The sequence below is a fragment of the Gracilibacillus timonensis genome, assembly GCF_900086715.1.
In the GTDB taxonomy this organism is placed as follows: domain Bacteria; phylum Bacillota; class Bacilli; order Bacillales; family Amphibacillaceae; genus Gracilibacillus; species Gracilibacillus timonensis.
Map to the genome: position 1 here is coordinate 1946875 of NZ_FLKH01000012.1, position 22491 is coordinate 1969365.

Below are 22491 nucleotides of genomic sequence, written 5' to 3' on the forward strand. Positions count from 1 at the left end.
AACTATCACTATGAGTGTGGTAGTTATCGTGAGGTGTGTAAACGATTACCTATGTTAGAGCAAAACGTTGAAAAAGGTAAAAATAATGTAAAAAATAGTAAATAGTAGATCAATTAAAAAATGAAAAGAGGAGATTCAAAATGGATAGAGGGTTAAAGAGTTATACAAAAATGATTTTCCTGTCTGTTATTTTGTGTTTAATGACTTTTCTTTATGCTTGCAGTTCAGAAGAAAGCGGTGGAAGTGGAGACAAGGTACAGATAAGTCTGTCTGTATGGGGAATGCCTTTTGAGAATGCGTTATATACAGATATTTATATACCAGAATTTGAGGAGCAAAATCCAGATATAGAAGTAGAATTTTTACACTATGACGAGTTAAGAGACCGATACCTTACATTAGGGGCTGCCAATGATCTGCCTGATGTCATGAGGTCGCCGGGGGTCAATGTGCCAGAATTTATTAACAGAGGTATGTTTATCCCGTTAGATGACTACATCGAGAGCGAGAATTTGGATATGGACAATTACCCTGAAGCTTCGTGGGTGTCCATGCAGAAAGATGACCAAACATTTGCGATCCCTCAAGATGCCAATTCAACCGTATTGTACTATGATCCGGAAGCCTTTGCCGAAGCGGGATTAGAGGAGCCGAATCATGATTACACGATGGAGCAAATGCTAGAAGATGCGGAAAAACTAACGATTAAAGGAAATAACGGTAATATAGAACGTTACGGCTTTGTTATGGGGTGGAATGCAGATAATTTTGCGAACTTTGTATTAGCAAATGGCGGAAATATATGGAATGAAGACGGAACTGTGTCGACAGTGGATAGTTCAGAATCCATTGAAGCTTTGGAATATTGGCGTGACCTAGTGGTTGATTTTCAACTTACGACATCTACTAGTGATCAAGCGCAGATGGGCCCAGATGCCTATTTTCAAGCTAGACAGGCGGCTATGTATATTGATGGAACATGGATGGCGCCATCCATAAAGAATGCTGCACCAGATTTTAATTACAAGGCTACTAGCTTTCCGGAGGGAAAAGAGAAAGTATCTAGGTCGATGTCTTCCTCTTTCGGAATTTCAAAAGACTCCGACCATCCAGATGAAGCATGGAAACTGATTCAATTTTTGACAGAAAAAGAACAATTGGATGTGTACTGGCAGTCTCTTTGGGTAGCAGCTCCAGCCGCATTAAGCTCATTAGAAGATGAAGAATCATTTAGAAATGTAACGGGAGTGCCTGAGGCGGATGTGCCTGGCATCGATTCGGAAGAGGAATTTGATGAAAAATTAGGGTATCTAAAGGATCTATTCGATAATCAGTGGTTAGATCAAACATGGATTAGTCCTTATCAAAATTATTATGCAGATCATATCGACAATGCCATTCAATCTGTCTTAACAGAAGGTGCTGATCCCGAAGAGGCTTTAGTAGAAGCGGCAGAAAACATCAATGCTTCCATTAATCAGAACTAGAAAAATGTAAATCCGGGGTTTCTTCTATCGTGTACCCCGGATTTTAAATAAAGGAGTTGGCGATATGCAACATGCAAAAGTAATGTCTGTACCTAAAAGAAAAAAGTGGTCCAAAGCAACATTGACCCCATGGATGTTTCTTTCCCCTGCTTTAGTGATTATTTTGATTTTTGTAATTTTGCCAACGATAGCGGGGGTAGTCATTAGTTTTCTAAGGTATGATGCGATCAGTCCAGTTGAATTTATCGGATTGCAAAACTATAAATTAGTGCTTCAAGATGAGTTATTTTATAAATCGCTATGGATCACTTTTCTGTTTGCGTTCGGTTCATTAATCCCTACTGTGTTTATTTCCCTAGTGTTAGCAGTGTTACTAAATCAAAAATGGTTTCCGTTTGTTAATCTGTTTAGAGCTATTTACTTTTTACCAACAGTAGTATCTATGGTTGCTGTTTCTTTTGTTTGGCTGTGGTTATTTAATCCACAACTCGGTCCGATTAATCCTTTGCTATCAGGGTTAGGAATTCCAGCACAACAATTCTTAGGAGATTCCAGTCAAGCATTGGCCATACTAATCTTAATTAATATATGGAAGAGTATTGGTTTTAACCTGGTTATTTATTTGGCTGGATTGCAGGGAATTGATAATAGCTTATATGAAGCTGCCCGTATTGATGGTGCTTCTCCTCTACAATCTTTTCGATTTATTACTTGGCCAATGCTCACCCCTGTTACTTTTTTTGTTGTAGCTATGTTAATCATTAACGGCTTTCAAGTATTTGATCAAATTAATATTATGACAGGCGGCGGACCTGCTCGTTCTACTTATGCCATTGTTTTCTATATTTATCAGAAAGGCTTTAGTGAAACTAACTTCGGTTATGCCTCTGTACTTGCAGTTATGCTGTTTATTGTGATATTGGTACTGACGCTTGCTTATCATCGTATAAACGCAAGACTTGAACGCTAATTTTAGAAAGGATGTGTACTACAATGGTGAAGAATGCAGAATGGATTGGTCGGATATGTTTAATCGTTATCGTGCTGATCGGTGCCTTGACGATGCTAGTGCCTTTTATTTGGATGATTTCTACTTCATTAAAAGCAGATAGTGAAGTATTTACCTTCCCGCCAACCTGGATACCAGATATATTGCAATGGGCAAATTATGATAAGGCCTTTAATGTAGCCAATTTTGGCCGTATTTTCTTCAATAGCTTTTACGTGGCAATTGTAACAACCATATTGGGACTACTATTAAACAGTATGGCAGGCTATGCTTTTGCTAAATTTGATTTTTGGGGCAGAGATGTTATTTTCATTTTATTGCTGGCGACGATGATGATCCCATTTCAAATTACGATGATTCCTATATATATGTTATTCAGAGAGTTTGAACTTTTGAATTCTTATACAGGGCTGATTGCACCTAATATAGCAACGGCTTTTGGTATTTTCTTAATGAGGCAGTTTATGAAGGGTATCCCTAGCGAATTAATGGCGGCAGCTCGAATTGACGGAGCTAGTGAGATTAGAATATTTTTACAAATTGTCTTGCCTATTATGAAGGCGCCATTAGCAGCTTTAGGTATTTTTACATTTATGTTTTCATGGAATAACTATTTCCTTCCTTTAGTAATCATTACAGATGAAAGCTATAAGACATTACCATTATTAATTTCATCTTTATCTTCGGGATTATATGTTCAGAGCTGGCCATTGGTCATGGCCGCAGCAACTATAGCTACTTTACCGATTATTCTTATATTCTTTATAGCACAACGTTACTTTATTGAAGGGATGGCATTGACTGGTATTAAATAATGAGAGAAGTACCAATGTTCACTAATCGTCTATTAATATTTTGAGGGGATTTCTGTTGCTCATTGATTCGTCTAGGATACAAGCAAGCTGTTACGCACATGAATATGTTTTTAGGAAAGGGGGATACGTGAAGGAATGGATTTATTAAAATATAAAGATATCAAAATAAAATGGTGTGAAGATAAAGAGTGGAAGCTATACGAACTAATGACATTGGGTCACACCAACGAATTATATGCTGATACAACAGACCATGCCAAGGTCAAGGTTGAAATAACCCAAGTACATGCTCAAGATGTGGATGTATTAGAGAAAATAAAAGTGAAAGTAGAGACACGCCATCATAGTATGAGCGGTATACAATTGGTCATGCCAATAGAAGATGCTTATGAGTGCACATGGAAAACACACTTATCCCCAGAACCTAATATGGTGATTGGAGATAGAGTGTTTCGTTCCCCAAGCATGGTAGTGGAAGATAAAGCAAGAATGTGTGCCCTGATTCCAGATATTCATGATATCAAAGAAAATAGGGTGATTCCACATGTAATGGATTATGTACAGCATGGGCACTATTTTATGTACGGCCTTAGCCATTATAAAGCAACTGGTCATGTGTATTACCAGTTACACCCGAAAGAAAATGATATCGAAAATGAAGTAACGTTTCAGTTTTATCTTGCACAGTGGAAGAAAGTAAAATCGAACAGGAAACGAGACTATCGCCCTTTAGAAAAATATTTATGGGAAACATTTGCTTGTACAGAGAGGGAGGTAAAGGATGTTAAAAAGAATCCCCTAGATAGCTTACATGCCTTAAAACCTTATGTGAAACATACTTATAACTGGTCTTTTTGTAATTGGGATTCAGTTTGTTGGCAAGAATTTGATCAAGATGGCAGCAAGATAGGTTCCCACGTATTTATTGTTACGGCAAATCAGAAGCCAGAAGAAGGTGCAGAAGAAATATGGCGTGAAAGGAAAAGCATCTGCAATCAAGCATGGTTTTCTAGCATAAGAAGTACGTATGGTTATGCACTATGGGGAAGATATTGGCAGAATGAGAATTTAAAAGACAAGGCCAATAAAAGTTTACGTTTCACCCTAAGTGCACCACAATTTAATGGTTTGTTTCCAGGTTGCTATGAGGCGGGGACAGATAATCAATGGGAAAGTGGTAGGTGGCGGATGTCTTCTGATAGACAGCCTAACTCAGGTCTTAAGGATTATGTCCATTTATTAGATGCTTCATGGACGTGCTATTGGCTGTTAAAATGGTATCGGGATATTGAGGGAGAAGAAATTATCCTAACCTATGTAAAGATATATGTAGAACGTTTGTTATCGTTACAGTACCCTGAAGGCAATTTTCCAGCCTGGGTTAGACCCACAGACCTTGATAAATCTGAATATCTACTAGAAAGTCCAGAGACTTCGGTACATGTGATGTTATTGTGTTTGCTTTATGAGATAGATCCTAACCCCATTTATATAGATGCAGCAGAAAGGGCAGGTATATATGTGAGCGAGAACGTTGTTTCTGAAGGAAAATGGGAAGACTTTGAAACCTATTGGTCTTGCTCAGGGGAGTGGAGCGGCAAACAGTATAAAGAAATAGATGCGAGGAGCGGTTTATACAATCAATGTAATTTGGGCATGTATTGGACAGCTGAGGCCTTAAAAGACTTATATAAAGCTACAAACAAAGATGCTTACTTAGACTGTGGAGAACAAGTTTTGGCAGAGATGTCTTTATTTCAGCAAATTTGGCAGCCTCCATTTTTTAAAATCCCGACTATTGGAGGATTCGGTGTCATGACAAGTGATGATGAATGGAATGACGCCAGACAAAGCTTATTTGCATTAACTTACTTGGATTATTATCAAATAACAGGTGAAAATAGATATAAATATCGTGGCTTATTAGCTATGAAAGCTTCTTTTTATATGATGTATTGTCCAGAAAATGAAGAAGTCATGAAGTTATATAAAGCAACCCACCCACACTTTAATCAAATGGACTATGGCTTTCATATGGAGAATTTTAATCACGCCAACAGCGGTTCAAAAAATAAAGTTGGCGAGTTTACTATTTTTGATTGGGGAAATGGCGCAGCCTCTGCTTCATTAGGTGAGGTATGGATGAAGAAGAGTGATTTATAAAAAGTGAATTTGTTTGAAAGTTGTATTTAAAGAATAATAAGAGCTTCAAGCCACAGAACAAACCACCAGTTGTTCATACTGATGGTTTTGATTGTGTTCATAAAAAGCCTATTGTGCTTGTAAAATCAAATATCGACAATTCACCAAAAATAATCTACGCTTAACAAACAACTTCACTATTTTTTCCTTATGGTTAAAATGTAACAAAAGTTAACTGTGTCTATGAAAGGAAAACAAATGAAGTGAAACTTTATTGATTCATTACTTTGTCTGACAGTTGAGATGTGTTTCATTCTACTATTGGTTGTAATGATTTGACTATAATAGATTCAATCGTTTGTTTACTCTTATTAAATCGGATCATCATTTCATTATGTGTGTCATTAATACTACAGTCGCACAAAATGTCATACATATGATTCTGCAATAAGATTTGCCAAGCATAATTTGATTCATAATCTGAAGGTAATACTGTTAGGGGTTCAGCCATCTGTCTCAGTTTCAATGGCTGCTCCTCTATTTATCTTTAAATTGTATTCGCTTCGAACATTAGACGAAAACGGAATTTTGCGTTATCTTCATACCACATCGGAAAATTAGTTCCCCAAATATTATTATGCAAATTAACATGCATGCCACCATTTAAATTAGCAATCTCGTTATCGAACTGAAGAAGTTTCTTTTCTCCCGGGCTAACAAGTGCCGCATCAAGTGTTTCTATTTTAATTCTCCCGTCAGCTCCTTCATATAACATACCTTGGTCAACTGCATGTAGATTCCGGTTTCCGCCTTTAACAACTTGTAATGGTGAAATATTAGAACCAAGCTTATTTAACATCCATAAATTGGGATTATCAACAATCGGTATAAATGAAAACCAGCTAGCTTCAGGGAGTCGGACTGCCTCCTTTTGGGACCAGAATAAGGAAATATCAATGCTACTCTGTTCTTTATGGAATTGATACTTTAATATCAATTCTTTGGGGGCACCAGAAAATTCAACTGCTGTGTCTGGTAAATTCAAAGTAACGCAAACAGAATCAACGTCGTTCTTTTTTTCAACTTGAATAGACATCACGGAAGGATTAAATAGCTTATGTTTGGGCTTTGGTTCAGCATATTCAAATCCTGGCTTTCCATAATCTGCATCAGCCCATACATGGGTACTTTTTAGGTTCCTCATATAATGCTTAAACCAGTAATTATAATCTTCCGGACCAAACGTTTCATAATTAAACAATCCTAATTGATGATGTTCATCTGCCCAAATTTTTCTTTTATCATCTTGTAGGTAAGATATTGCACCGTTAATATCAAATGCAACTTGAAACTTTCCAAGCTTATACATCTTTTGCAGGTGTAACCCTTTCCCATTCTTGAACAGCTTTGGTTGACTTGTTAATTCCGTTAACATTTTCTCTACTTCTTCTTTTTTACTATAGTCTAATGATTGCAAAGCTTTATCTAAATAAGCTCTTTGCTCTTTCCATGAGCTTTCAAACAATTCATAGCTGTAAGTGGGATTTTCTTTATTAAAAAGTACCTTTGAATTTTCATCCATTTCGTCAAGGGCGAAAGAGCCAATATACTGATACTTGGAAGTCATCATTTGTTCGTCAAAATAATTCTCTTTCCTAGCTTTTCGGAAGTCATTTTTTGAATAATTGGTGAAATCAGGTAAATATTTTTTCAGATCCATCCCCCAAGTATGCTCAGCTACAAGAGCAAGATTCTCGCTTATCATTTCATATTCATCAGAGTTTTTAGTTAGTGTTCCGTTCTTTAACCATTTCGATCTTAAACGATTAAATCCGCGATAATAGGCTAGCTTATATGGGTCAGTACCTGTACCATGAATCCATGTATCTCCAATTTCTTCTGTAACGACTGGTAATTTATCTTTTATTTCTAGAACCTTATGCGCAAACTCATCCATTGTTGAGGCTTGAATCTCTGCATTTGGGAATTGTTTTTCCAATTCGTGAAAACAATCCTGAATTTCTGCTGGTGATGAAGGTCCACAATTATCACCAGTATGTGCAAATACCATGACATCTTCCAAACCATCTATTTCAACAAATTCACCATAACTGCTGGCATAGTTTACAATTATTTCTGACCCACATCCTGCTCTCCATCTAAAAAGCTTTGGTATTTCTGGGACATGTGAGGCTGGATTAACACCGATGTGTAGATACTTAATACCATGTTGAGCGAGATAAGGAACCATTGAAATCGTATGTCCCGGTACATCGGTCATCTTAGCCGAGATTGTAGTTTTATTGAATTGGTCATCTAGTTTATCGCTTATAGATAACCCATATTCTAATAAGTCAGCATTTAGAAGTTCCGTATGTGTGGTGAATGGTAATCCATGCCATGTGATATAGCCATTTCTGATCGCTTGTTTCATTCTATCTTGATCAGAAACGGTGGCATTTTTTAAGTAATAATGAATAAGCCAAGATCCTGTGGTCCATAGAAAGTTTTCTTTTCTTCCTTTGGAGTGCAATTCTTCTGCAAGGGTAATAGCTTTGGGTATGTACTGATTCATATATTGATCTATTACATTCTTGGCAAGGTCTGTAAAGCCTATGTCTAAGTGTGTTTTAAATACCACATGTACTTTCCGTATCATGTTCTCTCTCCTCTCTTGCTTTCATGTTATAATTAGGCTCATTTAAACTAGAGACGTTTATTAAATAAGACTTATTATTCTTTTGCTGTATGAATGGATCCTCTAATGTTAAATTTACCTTCTACAATTTTAGTTTGAATTTTTTTATAATTACCTATGCCTAATTGAGCGAATAATAATCTAACTGCCTCGCTTCCTAGTTCACTTCCTTTTAGATCCACGGTAGATAAGGGAGGGGCTAGTTCATGAGATAATACCAAATCATCACTTAATGCCAAAAGCGAAACATCTTCTGGTACCGCCAAATCTAACTCTTTTAATGCTCTAGAAGCGCCTAAACCAACTTTATCGGTGTCGGCAATGATTGCTGTATAACCATCTCTATTTTTACTAAAAAACTCCTTTACTTTGTTGTAGCCATATAAACTAGGATCTATGTCCAGTGAATCTTTGAAAACCACCTTCGAATTGTTTGGATTAACCTGTGCATCGTTAAAAGCTTTAAAAAAACCATTTTGACGTATTGTTGACACGGTCATACTTAATGGAGCATTTAAATAAAGTATATTTCTATGTCCTTTATTAATTAAAAAGGAAGTAATATTTTTTGCTAATTCTTTATTGTTATTATCGACATAAATGGATTGGGCAATATATTCCTCAGAAGGCTGTCCAATAATGACAAAAGGAATATTAAAATCAAGCAAATATTTCATTCGAGAATCATTTTCACGTGGGTCTAATAAAATTACACCATCAACGGCTTCTCTTGACATGTATTGAAGTTCTAGGTTTTCTCTTGATAAAGTATCAATAAGAATTCGATAATTATGTGATGAGGCTTCCATGATAACTCCGTTTATTAGGTTGATATGAAAATTACTTAAAGGTAAATTTTTTGAATATGGAATATTCAAGGATATGGTCATGGTTTTTTTAGTGACTAAACTCCTTGCAATATGACTAGGTGTATAATTTAATTCTTTAGCTGCTTCCAATACTTGATTTTTTACTTTTTCGCTTATAGGCCTTTTTCCACTAAATACGTTTGAGACGGTTCCTTTAGAAACGTTGGCTTTTTTAGCAACATCATCTATTTTAGACATATCGTTAACCACCTTTATAGACTAAATATTAATTTCTTTATAATCAAAAATAAATTACGACGTAGAATTTGGTTCAGAATCTAGTATACTAAACTGAGAATGTTAGGAATTTACTATAGCAATAACACACAAATCTTTCGTATAAGATTTTATCTCATATTTATAAATCAACATTAAACTTTAACGGAGCTTAATAAAAATAATTCTTTTGTTGTTAAACCGGTTTAACGAAATGGTTAGATAATATAATACATTACCCCAAACTAATTGTCAAAAGCGTTTATTATTAATTTATTTTTGAAGAGTAAAATGATAATAGAAAGTTTATTCATTCCTATTTATCAGGAAGAGAACTTTGGAATTTACTGTTAAATACATCCCCAAAAGTAATGGTTATTCATCAGAGTAACGTTTTGAGAGCTTCTCCCTACCTATGAGAATGAAATACTTCTAAAGAGATTTTATATGTATTAACTATCACAATTACGTTACCTAATACATCTCCTACACAATAATCTAATTCAGTCAGCCTTCTAAATGTTCAGGGATGATAGAAGCTCGATGAGAAGAAAGCTGATAATGAATTCGAAACCCAGGGTGTTTTCCATATTCTAAGGGGAAAAATCGGCAAATCTAAAAAAATATTTTATTGACAAGAAATTTTATATCATGTACTATGTAAAATAATCGCTTTCATTAAACCGGTTTAATGAAAGGTTAAACCGCTTTAATTGATGTTGTTGCAACTCACTATTGAGTTTAAATAGTATAACTACAATAGTGATAGATTTATATTGTGAATTTATATTTTATATTGCACTGTATGATGGACAAACTGTATCTAAGAAGAGTGAGCTATGTGAATCATCGGATCTGTAAATTTTGATTGTAGCGATAATAGAAACAAATCGTTATCCTGTGTTTGGTCAAAGGGGGAATGAAAATTAAGCGATTTCTTACACCTAGCGATAGTTAGTTCGAATAAAACCGGTTTATTTCAGGAGGTTACTATAATGAATGCTGTTACTAAAAGATTTAATTCATTTAAACATAAGAAATTGTATACAAGTAATAATTTTAAATCATTATTATTTTTGTCACCTTCCATCATTATTATTTTGATTTTTTTTGTTGGTCCTATTTTTGTGTCTATTTTTTATGCCTTTACAGATTTTAAATTGACGGGTCCTACTTCCTTAAACTATAACTTTGTAGGTTTTGAAAATTTCATAAGAATGTTCACCGATCCAAGGTTTTATACCGCGGCCATCAATACCTTGCTCTTTTTATTTGGGTCACTGATAGCCGCTCAAGGGTTAGGATTTTTTATAGCCTATTTAATTCGAGGTAAGAATATTCATATTAGGCGTTTTGTAGGGACAAGTGTTTTACTCGGTTGGGTAGCGCCTGAAATTGTTGCCGCTTATGCGATGATGGCATTTTTAGATGAGCAAGGCATGTTCAATACCATTCTATCATCAGTAGGTTTACCTGAAGTAACTTGGCTGTTTAGTTATCCAATGCTTAGTATTATTATTGCAAATGTATGGAGAGGTACAGCTTTCTCCATGATGAATTTCCAGGCAGGTTTTGACGGTATACCTCATGACATAGAGGAAGCTGCTTCGATTGATGGAGCTAATAAAGCTAAAGTGCTAGTATCAATCATCATTCCTATGCTTAAGAATCAAATTGTCACATTAACCATATTAAATACACTAACGACTATGGGAGTATTTGGGCTTATATATGCTCTAACCGGGGGAGGTCCAGGTTTAGAAACGACTACTTTATCAATTTTTATGTATGAACAAGCATTTACTGGAAGTGATCTAGCATATGGTTCTGCGATAGCCTTAGTTATACTGCTGATAGGTATTTTTATGAGCCTAGGATACTTGAAAGTAACGAAGTCCCAATTATAGGAGGAACAAAAAGATGAATAAAGTATTAAACTCAAAATATATTTCGTACATTTTTTTAATAGGTATCGCCATATTATTTTTGCTTCCTGCACTTTGGGTGATCGTTGCCTCTTTCGATTCGGGGGCAACACTAGAATTTAAATTTCCTAAATTAACATTAGGGAACTACATTCAAACAATAGCCGATGCTGCCAATCAATTAGCCTATTTCAATGGATTGTATATTAGTGTTACAGTATCTGTTTTCACGGTTATTATATCGGTTTTGGCTGCATATCCGCTGTCAAGATACCAATTAAAGTTTAAAAATACATTTCTTTTAACTATTTTGTTTTTAACAGGATTACCTATTGTAGCCATTATGGTGCCAGTTTATATTTTGTTTATAAATATGGGACTAGTTAACACTTTAACAGGAGTTATTATGTTTATGATAGCAGGATCCTTACCTTATTCCATATGGTTAATGAAAAATTTTATCGATTCTGTTCCGATTGAATTAGAGGAATCAGCGTGGATAGATGGGGCTACAGCTTTACAAGCAATTCGTAAAATTGTGGTTCCGGTGATTGTTCCTGGTTTTTTTGTAGTTTTTATTTTTAATTTTGTGAATCAATGGGGGAATTTCTTTATACCTTTCATTCTTTTGACATCGGAAGAAAAATTACCGATTGCTGTACATATTTTTCAATTCTTTGGATTGTACGGAAGAGTGGACTATGGTGCATTAGCAGCTTATAGCGTGCTTTATTCCTTACCTCCCGTAATTTTGTACTTTGTGGGTCAAAAATATTTATCAGGAGGTTTCACGATGGGAGGGGCAACAAAAGGTTAATAATTAAAATGATAAAGAGATATATGTTTAAAAGTAGTTTCTAAATGAAGTGTTATATTTACAACATTACAGTAAAGGGGTTTATGGAATGCAAAAAATAAAAATGTTATCTATAACAATAACAGTAGGTTTATTTCTTATATTAATGGGTTGTAGTAATTCGAGTGACAATAGCGATTCTAGTCAAAGTGAGAACCAATTAAAAGTAGTTTATGTGTCTAACAATACTTGGGATTCGGTATTTGAATATTTAAAGGAATCATTCGAATCGGAAAATGAAGAAGTGGAAGTTGAATTGGTCCCTATTTCTGGGAATAACGAAGAGGATCAACGTACAAAAATAGCTTTAATGAGACAATCTCAAGAAAAATTCGATGTTGTTTTTCAAGTTTTTAGTTCTTTGAAAAATGATATAGACGCTGGTTATCTTCAAAGTATAGATAGCGTAAGGGAAGATTGGTCAGGGTATGATCAAATCGTTGATTCATTAACAGAACCATACATTGCAGATGATCAGTTATATGGACTTCCTATATCGGCCACTGTGAGGGGAATGTTTTATAACAGTAATATGTTTGATGAAGCTGGAATAACTGAAAATAGTGAAACATGGGATCCTGAATCATGGGATGACATAAAGGATGCTATGCAACAAATAGATGAAAACTTTGAGGAAAAGTACCCAATCTATTATGCGTCTGCAAAAGCAAGCGGAGAGGGAGCTGTGCTACAATCTTTCTTAATGTTTTTAAGTGGAACAGATGATTGGATTTTTGAAGATAGTAAATGGATTGTTGAAAGCCAAGGGTTATATGATTCTTTTAAGTGGATTGAGGATACAAGAGAATATAATGGTACTCCAAAAGTTTTAACAAATCCAAATGGATGGCAAACGGTTCAATATGAATGGATGCCAAATGAAGAAGTCGGAATGGTTTTAGAAGGCGCTTGGATTACCAATTCATGGGTGGAAGGATCACCAGGAGAATGTGAAGAGTGTCAAGATATTTATAAATTAGCTCCTATGCCTAAGCAGAATGGTAATGGTAATGCAGGTATAACAAATACATCATCACTTGCAGTCTCATCTACTGCTGAGTCGCCTGAATTGGCCAAAGAATTTATTAAACATGCATTAACAAAAGAAAATTCTATTGAAATCGCTGGTATTTTAGATCAAGTTCCAGTCAGAGAGGATGCTCTGGAATCCAGTGAATTTAAAGAAAACACTCCAAATGCTGATATCGCTTTGAATCTATTGGAGTCTGCAATATACCCACCTTCTGATCCGAATTATCCAACGGTGGCAATGGAAATCCAAGAGGCAATGGAAAAAATTACAGTACAAGGTCAAAGTGCTGAAGAAGTTATGAAGGAATTTGCCATAAATGTTGAAAGAACAGTAGGAGAAGATAATGTTATAAGAAAATCTTATAATAAATAAAAAAGCAAATGAATAATTATTATATTTGTGCTTGATCATGCATAGTTTATACACCCATAAGTAGTACATCGGCAGGAATAACCTTGCTAAATGTTGATTCTACAATGAAGCTAGGTGATTTCTGCCCTTTAGTATAGAAATCTATATGAATATCACGAAGAAAAATTATGGAAAGGGGATAAAGATGGGAAAGCCCAATTTTATTATAATATATGCAGATGATTTAGGTTATGGAGATCTTAGCTGTTATGGATCTAATGATGTAAAAACCCCGAATTTAGATCGACTTTCAGAGCAAGGTGTTAGGTTTACCAATTGGTATTCAAATTCTTCAGTTTGCTCACCTTCACGTGCTTCGTTAATGACCGGACGATATCCAGGACGTACAGGAGTGAGTGAAATTCTTCGAGGGAAAAGAGGTACATCAGGGCTTCCTAGTGATGAAATCACACTAGCTAGTTACTTTAAAAATAGGGGATACAAAACAGGGATATTTGGGAAATGGCATTTAGGAGTCGCTGAAGACAATGCCCCAAATGCTCATGGATTTGATGAGTTCTTCGGCTTCTTGGCAGGTTGTGTAGATTACTACTCACATATCTTTTACTGGGAACAAGGGGATGGACCTAATGGCACCAATCCGGTCCATGACCTTTGGCATAATCAAGATGAAGTCTGGAGAAACGGACAGTATATGACTGAAATAATTACACAGAAGGCTGTTCAATTTGTTGAAAGTCATGTGGAAGAACCATTTTTGATGTACGTACCATACAATGCTCCTCATTATCCAATGCATGCTCCACAGAAATATTTGGACAGGTTTCCTGATTTACCAGCAGATAAACGCATTATGGCAGCAATGATTTCAGCTATGGATGATGGTGTTGGTGAGATTATGAATACATTGGAGGAAAATGGATTATTAGATGACACCGTTATCTTCTTTTCCAGTGATAATGGTCCTTCAACAGAATCCCGAAATTACTTAGACGGGACAGAAGATGTCTATTATGGTGGAAGCGCAGGTAAGTTTCGAGGGCATAAAGACAGTTTATTTGATGGGGGAATACGTGAACCTGCTATTTTGAGTTACCCAAAAAAAATTCCATCCGGACAAATCAGTGATGAATTGGGAGTAATGATGGATATTTTCCCTACTTTTATTGACATAGCTGATGAGGAAATCCCTGAAGATCGAACAATAGATGGTGAGAGTGTATTTGATATGGCAGTAAATAGATCAGCTACTCCACATGAAAAAATATTTTGGGCCGAGAGTGATCAATATGCTGTTCGAAAAGGAGACTGGAAGCTCGTACTGAATGGAAGGTTATACAATACTAAAGAATCGCCAGATCCCGTGCATTTATCCAATATCAAAGATGATCCTGGCGAACGAATTAATTTAAAAGAAAGCTATCCTTCAATTGTAGAGGAACTTATTAATGATATCAAAGAGTGGGAGGAAGACTTGAATTAGCCAACTAAATCATCCACACACGTCCTATTTATAATTGATAAAAGCAGCACACTGTGGAATGAAAGTGGCTAGATCATGTTTAGTAGTAAATTGATTATATACTTGGATAATGCAGAACTGCCTCTTTTTTAGTAAATAAATTATTAAAGTAACCCTTGCTACCGATGTGGTAGTAAGGGTTATTTACATATATTGAAAATGTGTGAATAGCGCTGCTTGCAAAAATTACTAATTAAAAATTATTTTCATAATAATATAGATTTTAAAAATTATTTTTAAAATCTATTGCTTTTTGTCATCGATGTTAGTACAATTGCAATTAAGGAAGCGATTTCTTCTTTATTGGAAATGCTTAATTTTATCCAAGGGGGTATATTCATGAAAAAAATTAGTTGTTTTTCCATGCTTTTTTTGCTGATGGTTGGTCTGATAGCTTGTGGTGAGGAGGATAATTCCGGGTCATCAAATGAATCGGGATCGTCCAATGGTTTGTCAGGTGAAGTGGTGATGTGGACTGCCTCGCTGTCAGGAGAACCGTTTGACAGCTATTTTACTGATATTGAAGAAGCATTTGAAGAAATGCACCCAGATGTAGATGTTGTTATAGAAGATATTCCACAAAATGAAATTGAACAAAATGTACTCACTTCGTTAACGGGCGATGATGTGCCAGATGTTGTTAACTTAGCACCACGTTTTATGGTCAACATTGCAGATCAAGGTGGGCTGTTGGAGTTATCAGATCATGTTGATGAAGAAACACAAAACTCTTATTTAGAAGGACCATTTAACGCTGGGTACTTTGCTGATGGTTTGTATGCTCTTCCTTGGTATCTGACAACCACCGTCAGTTGGTATAACAACGACCACTTTGAACAAGCTGGGATAGATGAAGTGCCACAAAGTACACAGGAAATATATGATACTGCTAAAGTAATCACTGAGGAAACCGGGAATCCTTCTTATTTTCAAATAATTAATACAGGCGAAACCATTATGGAAAAAATGATAACGCTGGCAAATGGTGAACCTATCGTAGAAGATGGTGTAACAGTGATTGAGGACAATGAATCCTTAATTGAATTTTTTAACTTAACCCAGAAGATGTATGAGGAAGGGATTATGCCGCAAGAAAATGCCGAAGGATCTTTTGGTACAGCGCAGGAATTATTTATGGCTGAAAATATCTCTTTAACAGAAACAGGCGTAACTTTCTTAGGGCCAATAGAATCAGGCGCGCCAAATGTTTATGAGAATGCTCGAGCTGATCAGCCATTGAATGATCCAGAGGCCCCGGTTAATGTAGCTGTTATGAATTTCTCCATACCTGCAAAGACAGATAACCCTGAGGCTGCTGTTGCTTTAGCGGAGTTTGTTACCAACGCTGAGAATCAGCTTGAATTTGCAAAAATTGCTGGAACGGTACTGCCATCCACTACCGAATCTTTAGAAGATGAATTTTTTACCGATCCTGGAGATTCACCGAAAGCTCAAGGTATGCTTGAAGCTTCAAAATCACTGGAACGTTCTGAGGTATTAATTCCGCAAATCGAGAACAATGCAGCATTACGAGATATTATAAAAAGAGTTTACGTCGAAAATTTACAAGGAGATTTAACTCCTGAAGAAGCACTGGCTAAAATTGCAGAAGAATGGGATGCCTCATTTGAGGAAGCAGGCATAACCCCAACATTTTGATGAAAAATTTTGAGACTAGCTTCTTATGGTTGCTAGTCTCTCTCATTCAAGGGAGGGGATCAAATGAAAAAAATCCTTAACAACAAAGATGTTATGAACAATGTAGCTCCTTGGTTATTTCTGTTACCGTCTATTGCTATATTGGTTACGTTTCTATTTATACCGATTATTGAAGCATTCAGATGGAGTTTTTTAGATTATCAATTAATTGCTGAAACAAGTACATTTGTAGGATTAGAGAACTTTAGAGAGATTTTTACTGATGAATTGTTTTGGGAAGCCTTTGGTAATACTATTCTGTATATCGTTATTGTATTGCCCTTAAATATATTTTTACCGATGATATTGGCTGTTTTAGTCAATCAAAAAATAAAAGCCGTCGGAATGTTTAGAGTCTTGTATTATATTCCTGTTATTACACCAATCGTTGTTGGAGCACTTATGTGGAAAATGCTTTACGCTCAAAATGGTACTCTGTCTAACATTCTGCTTTCCATTGGAATTATTGACTCTTCAATGAACTTTTTGACTAATTCATCAACGGCGCTTGTAGCTGTGGCATTTATCACTGTTTGGAGGGGATTAGGCTACTATATGATCATTTATCTAGCAAATTTGCAGTCTATCCCTAAGCAATTATATGAATCGGCTAGTATTGACGGGGCTAATTCTATTCAGCAATTCACTAAAATTACCATTCCGATGTTAGTACCATCGATTACGTTGGTGTCTATTTTAACCCTTGTTAATGGTTTAAAAGTTTTTGAAGAAATTGCTCTTACAACAAATGGTGGGCCTGCTGGAGCCACAACCACTCTAGTTATGTATATCTACGATAAATTTATGGAATTTGATGTTAGCATTGCTTCTGCAGCTGGTCTGGTATTATTAGCGATGGCTATTATTGGGTCATTGTTACAAATGAAACTCACTAGCGGTCGTGAAAAAGACCTAAAAAGTTAAAGGGGTGAAAAAGAATGAAATCAAATTCTATCAGTAAAAGGATCTGGATTTACATTGTAATGTTGATCATTACTGCTATTACTGTCGGTCCATTTATATATACATTGATTATATCCTTAAAGCCGGCCTCACAAGGTATTTATGACGGTGTCTTACCTAGTAACCCAACTTTAGATAATTATATTAATGCATTTCAACAAACAGATTTTATTCTATATTTTTGGAATACGGTTATCGTAACAGCTATTGCTGTAGTATTTAATTTATTATTCAGTAGTTTATCCGGCTATGCCTTAGCTCGCATTGATTTTAAAGGAAGAGGCTTGGTGCTCATCTTAATTATTTCTACGATGACGGTACCTTTTCAGTTGTTTATGGCACCATTATTTCAAATTGCCGGTGAACTGGGTCTCCGAAATACACATATCGGATTAACCGTGCTGCAAATATCAACAGCTTTTGGTGTGTTTTTTATGCGACAGGCCTTCCTAGTTGTCCCAAAGGATTTAGAGGAGTCTGCTTATTTAGACGGTGCAAATAGATTTCAGGTATGGTGGAAAATCGCATTACCCTTAGTTAAACCAACATTAATTGCATTGGCAATCTATACCTTTACGTTTACATGGGGAGATTATTTATGGCCACTAATTAATACAACTGAAAGCAGTATGTACACCTTATCCATTGGATTGGCACAAATGTCTCAGAATTTTGATGGTGGAAACCTAAAATTAATAAGTGCTGCTTCTATTTTAACGACTATTCCTAGTTTAATCATCTTTTTATGGCTGCAGAAATATTTCATATCTGGGCAAACAGATGGTGCTGTAAAGGGATAAGTCAGTTATAGTAAATCTTACATTTTCAGCTCATCATCTGCATCCTCTATTCCATTTTTTGATATACTCGAAACAGGAATTAGCGTTTAGATAAGAGGTTTGCGATGATCAATAAAGCTAACAACATGATAAGTAGATGAACTACCGATGGTAAGGAGAATAATTATGAGGAATTTTTTAACGTTTGATATAGGGGGAACACTCATTAAATATGGTGTACTTACCGAAACAGGGCAATTTGTCACAAAAAATGAACACTTAACCGATGCCTACTTAGGTGGTAAAGAAGTGTTAAATAAGGTGAAGATGCTTGGAAAAGAGCTAATGAATGACCACACAATAAGTGGAATTTGCATTAGTACAGCTGGCCAAGTTGATTCTAAGAAGGGAGTTATCTTATATGCTTCAGAAATTATTCCTGAATATACCGGTATACATGTAAAGCAAGAACTAGAGGATTTTTTTGGTTTGCCGGTAGGGGTAGAGAATGACGTGAATTGTGTCGGTTTAGCTGAGTCTTGGATTGGGAAAGGTAAAGACGCCAAAAGTATGTTTTGTTTAACGATAGGTACAGGTATAGGTGGTAGCTATGTGGTTGATAATCAATTACATACGGGCCATCATTTCAGCGGTGGAGAAATTGGATATATCCCCATTGAAGGAGAGGAATTCCAGGAGTTGGCCGCTACAAAGACACTTATTGAAAATGTGGCGAAACGGAAGAATTGTACCACGTCTGAGCTAGATGGTAAAAAAATATTTGAAATGGCACAGCATGACGATCAAATCTGTATCGAGGAAATCAACAGGTTAATCTATTATTTATCAAAAGGTATTGCCACCATTATTTATATTATGAATCCAGAAATGCTTGTTATAGGTGGTGGAATTACCAATCAAAAGGAATTTTTGCACCCACTGATTATGAAACAATTAGAGAAAGACGTTATCCCTGCGATTTTGCAGAAAACCAAGATTGAAATTGCCGGAAACCTTAATGATGCAGGAATGATTGGTGCTTTACGTCATTTTTTGTTGCAAGAATCGCTTCAGCCATTCAATAAAATCACTACCATGATGGAATCCAATAAACATAAGCTAACAAATGGGGAAAAAACAATAGCCAAGTATATCACGATGAATCTAACAGATGTACCAAATCATACCATCTCACAAATGGCAAACAAAATTAATGTGTCTGAATCCATGATTACCCGATTTTGTAAGAAATTGAATATCGGTTCTTATAGTCAGCTTCGTCTTATGGCAAAAGAAGCGTTAGTAGGAAATAGAATTCACGACAAGTCGGAAGCAAATAGCTTGATAAAAATAAAGCAGGATTACTTTAATATATTAGATAAAATTGAAACGTTAAACCAAAATAAAGAGATGTTACAAATCATGCAAGCCATAATGTCAGCGAAATATATTTTCCTACTTGGGAATGAGGAACTGGCCCTGATCATGAATCAAATCAAATATCGTATTATGACATTAGGTATTCCCGTTGATGTTTTTTCAAGTACCTATCAGTTAAATATTTCCTCGAATTTAGATAGGAAACAGTCAGTAGTTATCGGATTGAGCATCTCTGGTCATGATAAAGAAATTATAGAGTTCTTAAAAACGGCAAAAATTGAAGGTGCCACAACAATTGGCATAACCAGCCAGAAAGGATCGCCAGTACTAGAGAACACCAATTTATCCCTATATATTCCGGATGATAGTGGAATAGGTACTCATTCCATACGAGAGATTTCCATTTTATACTTGATTGACACGCTTTTTCAAGAGTTGGATATGATAGTGGATCAACATGAGTCTAACGTGTAAAGGAGAGTAGAGATGAGAATAATATATATTCCTATTGATGAAAGGCCATGTAATACACTGGTTGTCAAAAGAATAGCAAACTCATCACGGGATCTGGAATTGGTCATGCCGCCAATACATCTCTTAAGTAATAAAAAAACACCTGCAGCTGTTGAGCGTTTATGGAGTTGGATAATAGATAATGCAAGTGAAGTTGATTCCTTAATATTGAGCTTAGATATGCTGATTTATGGCGGCTTGATACCATCACGACTGCACGAAATGGAGAAAAAAACAGGGGATAAGTGGTTAAAACGGTTACGAGATTTTCAACGTCAATTTCCCAATATATCAATTTATGCGTCTAATATGATTATGCGTACACCAAAGTATAGCTCAAATGATGAGGAGCCTGATTATTATGCTGATTGGGGGCGGGAATTATTTTTGCGCGCATACTTAACGGATAAGGAAGAAAAACACCTTATTTCAGAAGAAGAAAGCAGACAGTTACAGGAAATCAGTCATTCTCTGCCAAACACATACATCGAGAATTATGAACGACGAAGAAGGTTTAATTCCCGAATGAATCAGTGTGTCTTAGAACTTGTGAAGGATGGTGTCGTGACCTTCTTAGCGATTCCTCAGGATGACAGTGCTGAATTTGGTTATACTGCCAAAGATCAACATGCCGTTTTAAAAAGGCGTGGAGAATTGCAGTTATACAATCAGGTGCATATATATCCAGGTGCCGATGAAGTTGGTGCTACTCTGCTGGCTAGAGCTTATAATGACTATTATCATAGTACTCCTTCCATTTATCCTATTTGGAGCAGTACGCTGGGTGCTCAGCTTATTCCACTATATGAGGATCGTCCTTTTTATGAGAGTTTGAAGGCACATACGATGGCAGCTGGCTGTAGACTGACGGATGATCCGGATGAAGCCGATTTAATCCTTGCATATAACACGCCAGGGAAAATAATGCAAGAATCATGGGAACAGTATCAGAAAGATATAACCTATGATAGCTTTCGAAATCTATCTATGTTTGTAGAGAATATGAAAGGATTCGTTTGCCAAGGGAAGCAGCTGATCATTGCTGATTCAGCATATGCTAACGGTGGGGACCATGAATTAATTATCCGGTTAGATCAAGCGGGTATACTAGATAAAATGCTGTCATATAAAGGATGGAATACGAATGGCAATACACTGGGTACTACGATTTCCCAAGGGGTACTCGGGCTATCGCACACCAATACATTGAAGATTAAAGAAAATATTATTTATCATTTATTGGACGATTATTTTTATCAGGCAGAGCTGAGGATGAAACTAGCAGAGGAAATCCTACCTGCTTATCAATTAACCTATTTTGATTTGAAGGATCAGGCTGAGATGATTGATCGGACCAGAGATAAATTATTATTGGAACGATTCAGAGAAACAATCACAAATAGTTTTAACCAGACGTCGATAAATATTCAGACTTATGCCCCATGGAACAGAATGTTTGAATGCGGTATAGAGCTAGAGGTACAACATTATTAACATTATAATGGAGGAATATATATGGATCAGCAACAATTTTTAAATACTATCCGTCATAGCCTTATCGTTTCTTGTCAGGCACTGGAGTATGAGCCGCTTCATGGTGCAAATATGATGGCGAAAATGGCACAGGCTGCAAAGGAGGGTGGAGCTAAAGCCATCAGATGTAATACATATGCAGATGCTCGTGCAATCAAAGAGCAGACAGGCCTTCCTCTTATCTCTATTGTGAAATGTGAGTATTCCGATAGTGAAGTTTTTATTACGCCAACCGTTAAAGAAATACAAGAGCTTCTCCCTGTTAATCCAGAGGTGATTGCATTAGATGCGACCAATCGTCCACGACCTAGTCAAGAATCATTAAAAGATCTGGTGGATTACATCCATGATCATAGTAGTGCGCTGGTTATGGGGGATGTTGCAACGGAACGAGATGCTGAGTATGCTGCTACGTGTAACGTGGATATCCTCTCTTCTACGCTATCAGGTTATACAGAAGAAACAGCACATAAAATGGGGCCAGACTTTAATCTTGTTAAACAACTCGTCACTGTCTATGATATTCCGGTGATTGCGGAGGGAAAGATTCATACACCAGAACAGGCTCAAAAAATGTTGGCGCTGGGAGCTTGGTCAGTAGTAGTGGGCGGAGCAATCACTAGACCACAGCTCATTACAAAAACATTTGTCTCCGCATTAAAAACGGAGGAGAGGTGAGTT

At 36.1% G+C, this 22491-nt stretch carries 16 protein-coding genes; 14 read left to right on the forward strand and 2 right to left on the reverse strand.

Annotation, left to right across the window (positions count from 1 at the left end; genetic code table 11):
• Positions 1–140 precede the first annotated feature (140 nt).
• The 4 genes from BN6556_RS20350 (at position 141) to BN6556_RS20365 (ending at position 5474) form a co-directional block, all read left to right on the forward strand.
• Positions 141–1487, forward strand: a complete 1347-nt coding sequence (locus BN6556_RS20350; protein ID WP_066195693.1) for an ABC transporter substrate-binding protein — start codon at positions 141–143, stop codon at positions 1485–1487.
• A gap of 64 nt (positions 1488–1551) precedes the next feature.
• Positions 1552–2457 carry a carbohydrate ABC transporter permease gene (locus BN6556_RS20355; protein ID WP_078060193.1) on the forward strand — a complete coding sequence of 302 codons (906 nt, stop codon included), beginning with the start codon at positions 1552–1554 and terminating at the stop codon, positions 2455–2457.
• Positions 2458–2480: 23 nt separating this feature from the next.
• Positions 2481–3311, forward strand: a complete 831-nt coding sequence (locus BN6556_RS20360; RefSeq protein ID WP_066195696.1) for a carbohydrate ABC transporter permease — start codon at positions 2481–2483, stop codon at positions 3309–3311.
• A gap of 135 nt (positions 3312–3446) precedes the next feature.
• On the forward strand, positions 3447–5474 hold the full coding sequence (locus BN6556_RS20365; protein ID WP_066195699.1) for a hypothetical protein: 2028 nt from the start codon (positions 3447–3449) through the stop codon (positions 5472–5474).
• Between the two features lie 526 nt (positions 5475–6000).
• Here the strand turns inward: BN6556_RS20365 and BN6556_RS20375 are convergent.
• Together BN6556_RS20375 and BN6556_RS20380 are read right to left on the reverse strand one after the other, a co-directional pair.
• Positions 6001–8112: a DUF5054 domain-containing protein gene (locus BN6556_RS20375; RefSeq protein ID WP_066195705.1), complete on the reverse strand. Its 2112-nt coding sequence runs from the start codon at positions 8110–8112 to the stop codon at positions 6001–6003.
• 74 nt (positions 8113–8186) lie between these two features.
• Positions 8187–9218, reverse strand: coding sequence for a LacI family DNA-binding transcriptional regulator (locus BN6556_RS20380; protein ID WP_066195707.1), 1032 nt, complete (start codon positions 9216–9218; stop codon positions 8187–8189).
• Positions 9219–10231: 1013 nt separating this feature from the next.
• Here BN6556_RS20380 and BN6556_RS20385 point away from each other — a divergent pair.
• The 10 genes from BN6556_RS20385 to BN6556_RS20430 all read left to right on the forward strand — a co-directional run bounded on the left by BN6556_RS20385 (position 10232) and on the right by BN6556_RS20430 (position 22488).
• Positions 10232–11143, forward strand: coding sequence for a carbohydrate ABC transporter permease (locus tag BN6556_RS20385; RefSeq protein ID WP_066195710.1), 912 nt, complete (start codon positions 10232–10234; stop codon positions 11141–11143).
• A gap of 13 nt (positions 11144–11156) precedes the next feature.
• Positions 11157–11978: a carbohydrate ABC transporter permease gene (locus BN6556_RS20390; RefSeq protein WP_066195713.1), complete on the forward strand. Its 822-nt coding sequence runs from the start codon at positions 11157–11159 to the stop codon at positions 11976–11978.
• A gap of 88 nt (positions 11979–12066) precedes the next feature.
• On the forward strand, positions 12067–13422 hold the full coding sequence (locus BN6556_RS20395) for an extracellular solute-binding protein (RefSeq protein WP_066195717.1): 1356 nt from the start codon (positions 12067–12069) through the stop codon (positions 13420–13422).
• A 184-nt stretch (positions 13423–13606) separates the two neighbouring features.
• Positions 13607–14905 carry a sulfatase-like hydrolase/transferase gene (locus BN6556_RS20400; RefSeq protein ID WP_066195720.1) on the forward strand — a complete coding sequence of 433 codons (1299 nt, stop codon included), beginning with the start codon at positions 13607–13609 and terminating at the stop codon, positions 14903–14905.
• Positions 14906–15283: 378 nt separating this feature from the next.
• Positions 15284–16603 carry an ABC transporter substrate-binding protein gene (locus BN6556_RS20405; protein ID WP_066195722.1) on the forward strand — a complete coding sequence of 440 codons (1320 nt, stop codon included), beginning with the start codon at positions 15284–15286 and terminating at the stop codon, positions 16601–16603.
• A gap of 63 nt (positions 16604–16666) precedes the next feature.
• Positions 16667–17566, forward strand: coding sequence for a carbohydrate ABC transporter permease (locus BN6556_RS20410; RefSeq protein ID WP_066195724.1), 900 nt, complete (start codon positions 16667–16669; stop codon positions 17564–17566).
• Between the two features lie 14 nt (positions 17567–17580).
• On the forward strand, positions 17581–18405 hold the full coding sequence (locus tag BN6556_RS20415; RefSeq protein ID WP_066195726.1) for a carbohydrate ABC transporter permease: 825 nt from the start codon (positions 17581–17583) through the stop codon (positions 18403–18405).
• Between the two features lie 165 nt (positions 18406–18570).
• Complete coding sequence (locus tag BN6556_RS20420) at positions 18571–20238, forward strand: ROK family protein (RefSeq protein WP_066195728.1); 1668 nt, start codon at positions 18571–18573, stop codon at positions 20236–20238.
• A 12-nt stretch (positions 20239–20250) separates the two neighbouring features.
• Positions 20251–21771 carry a DUF4127 family protein gene (locus BN6556_RS20425; protein ID WP_066195731.1) on the forward strand — a complete coding sequence of 507 codons (1521 nt, stop codon included), beginning with the start codon at positions 20251–20253 and terminating at the stop codon, positions 21769–21771.
• A 21-nt stretch (positions 21772–21792) separates the two neighbouring features.
• On the forward strand, positions 21793–22488 hold the full coding sequence (locus BN6556_RS20430) for an N-acetylmannosamine-6-phosphate 2-epimerase (protein WP_066195734.1): 696 nt from the start codon (positions 21793–21795) through the stop codon (positions 22486–22488).
• Positions 22489–22491 lie beyond the last annotated feature (3 nt).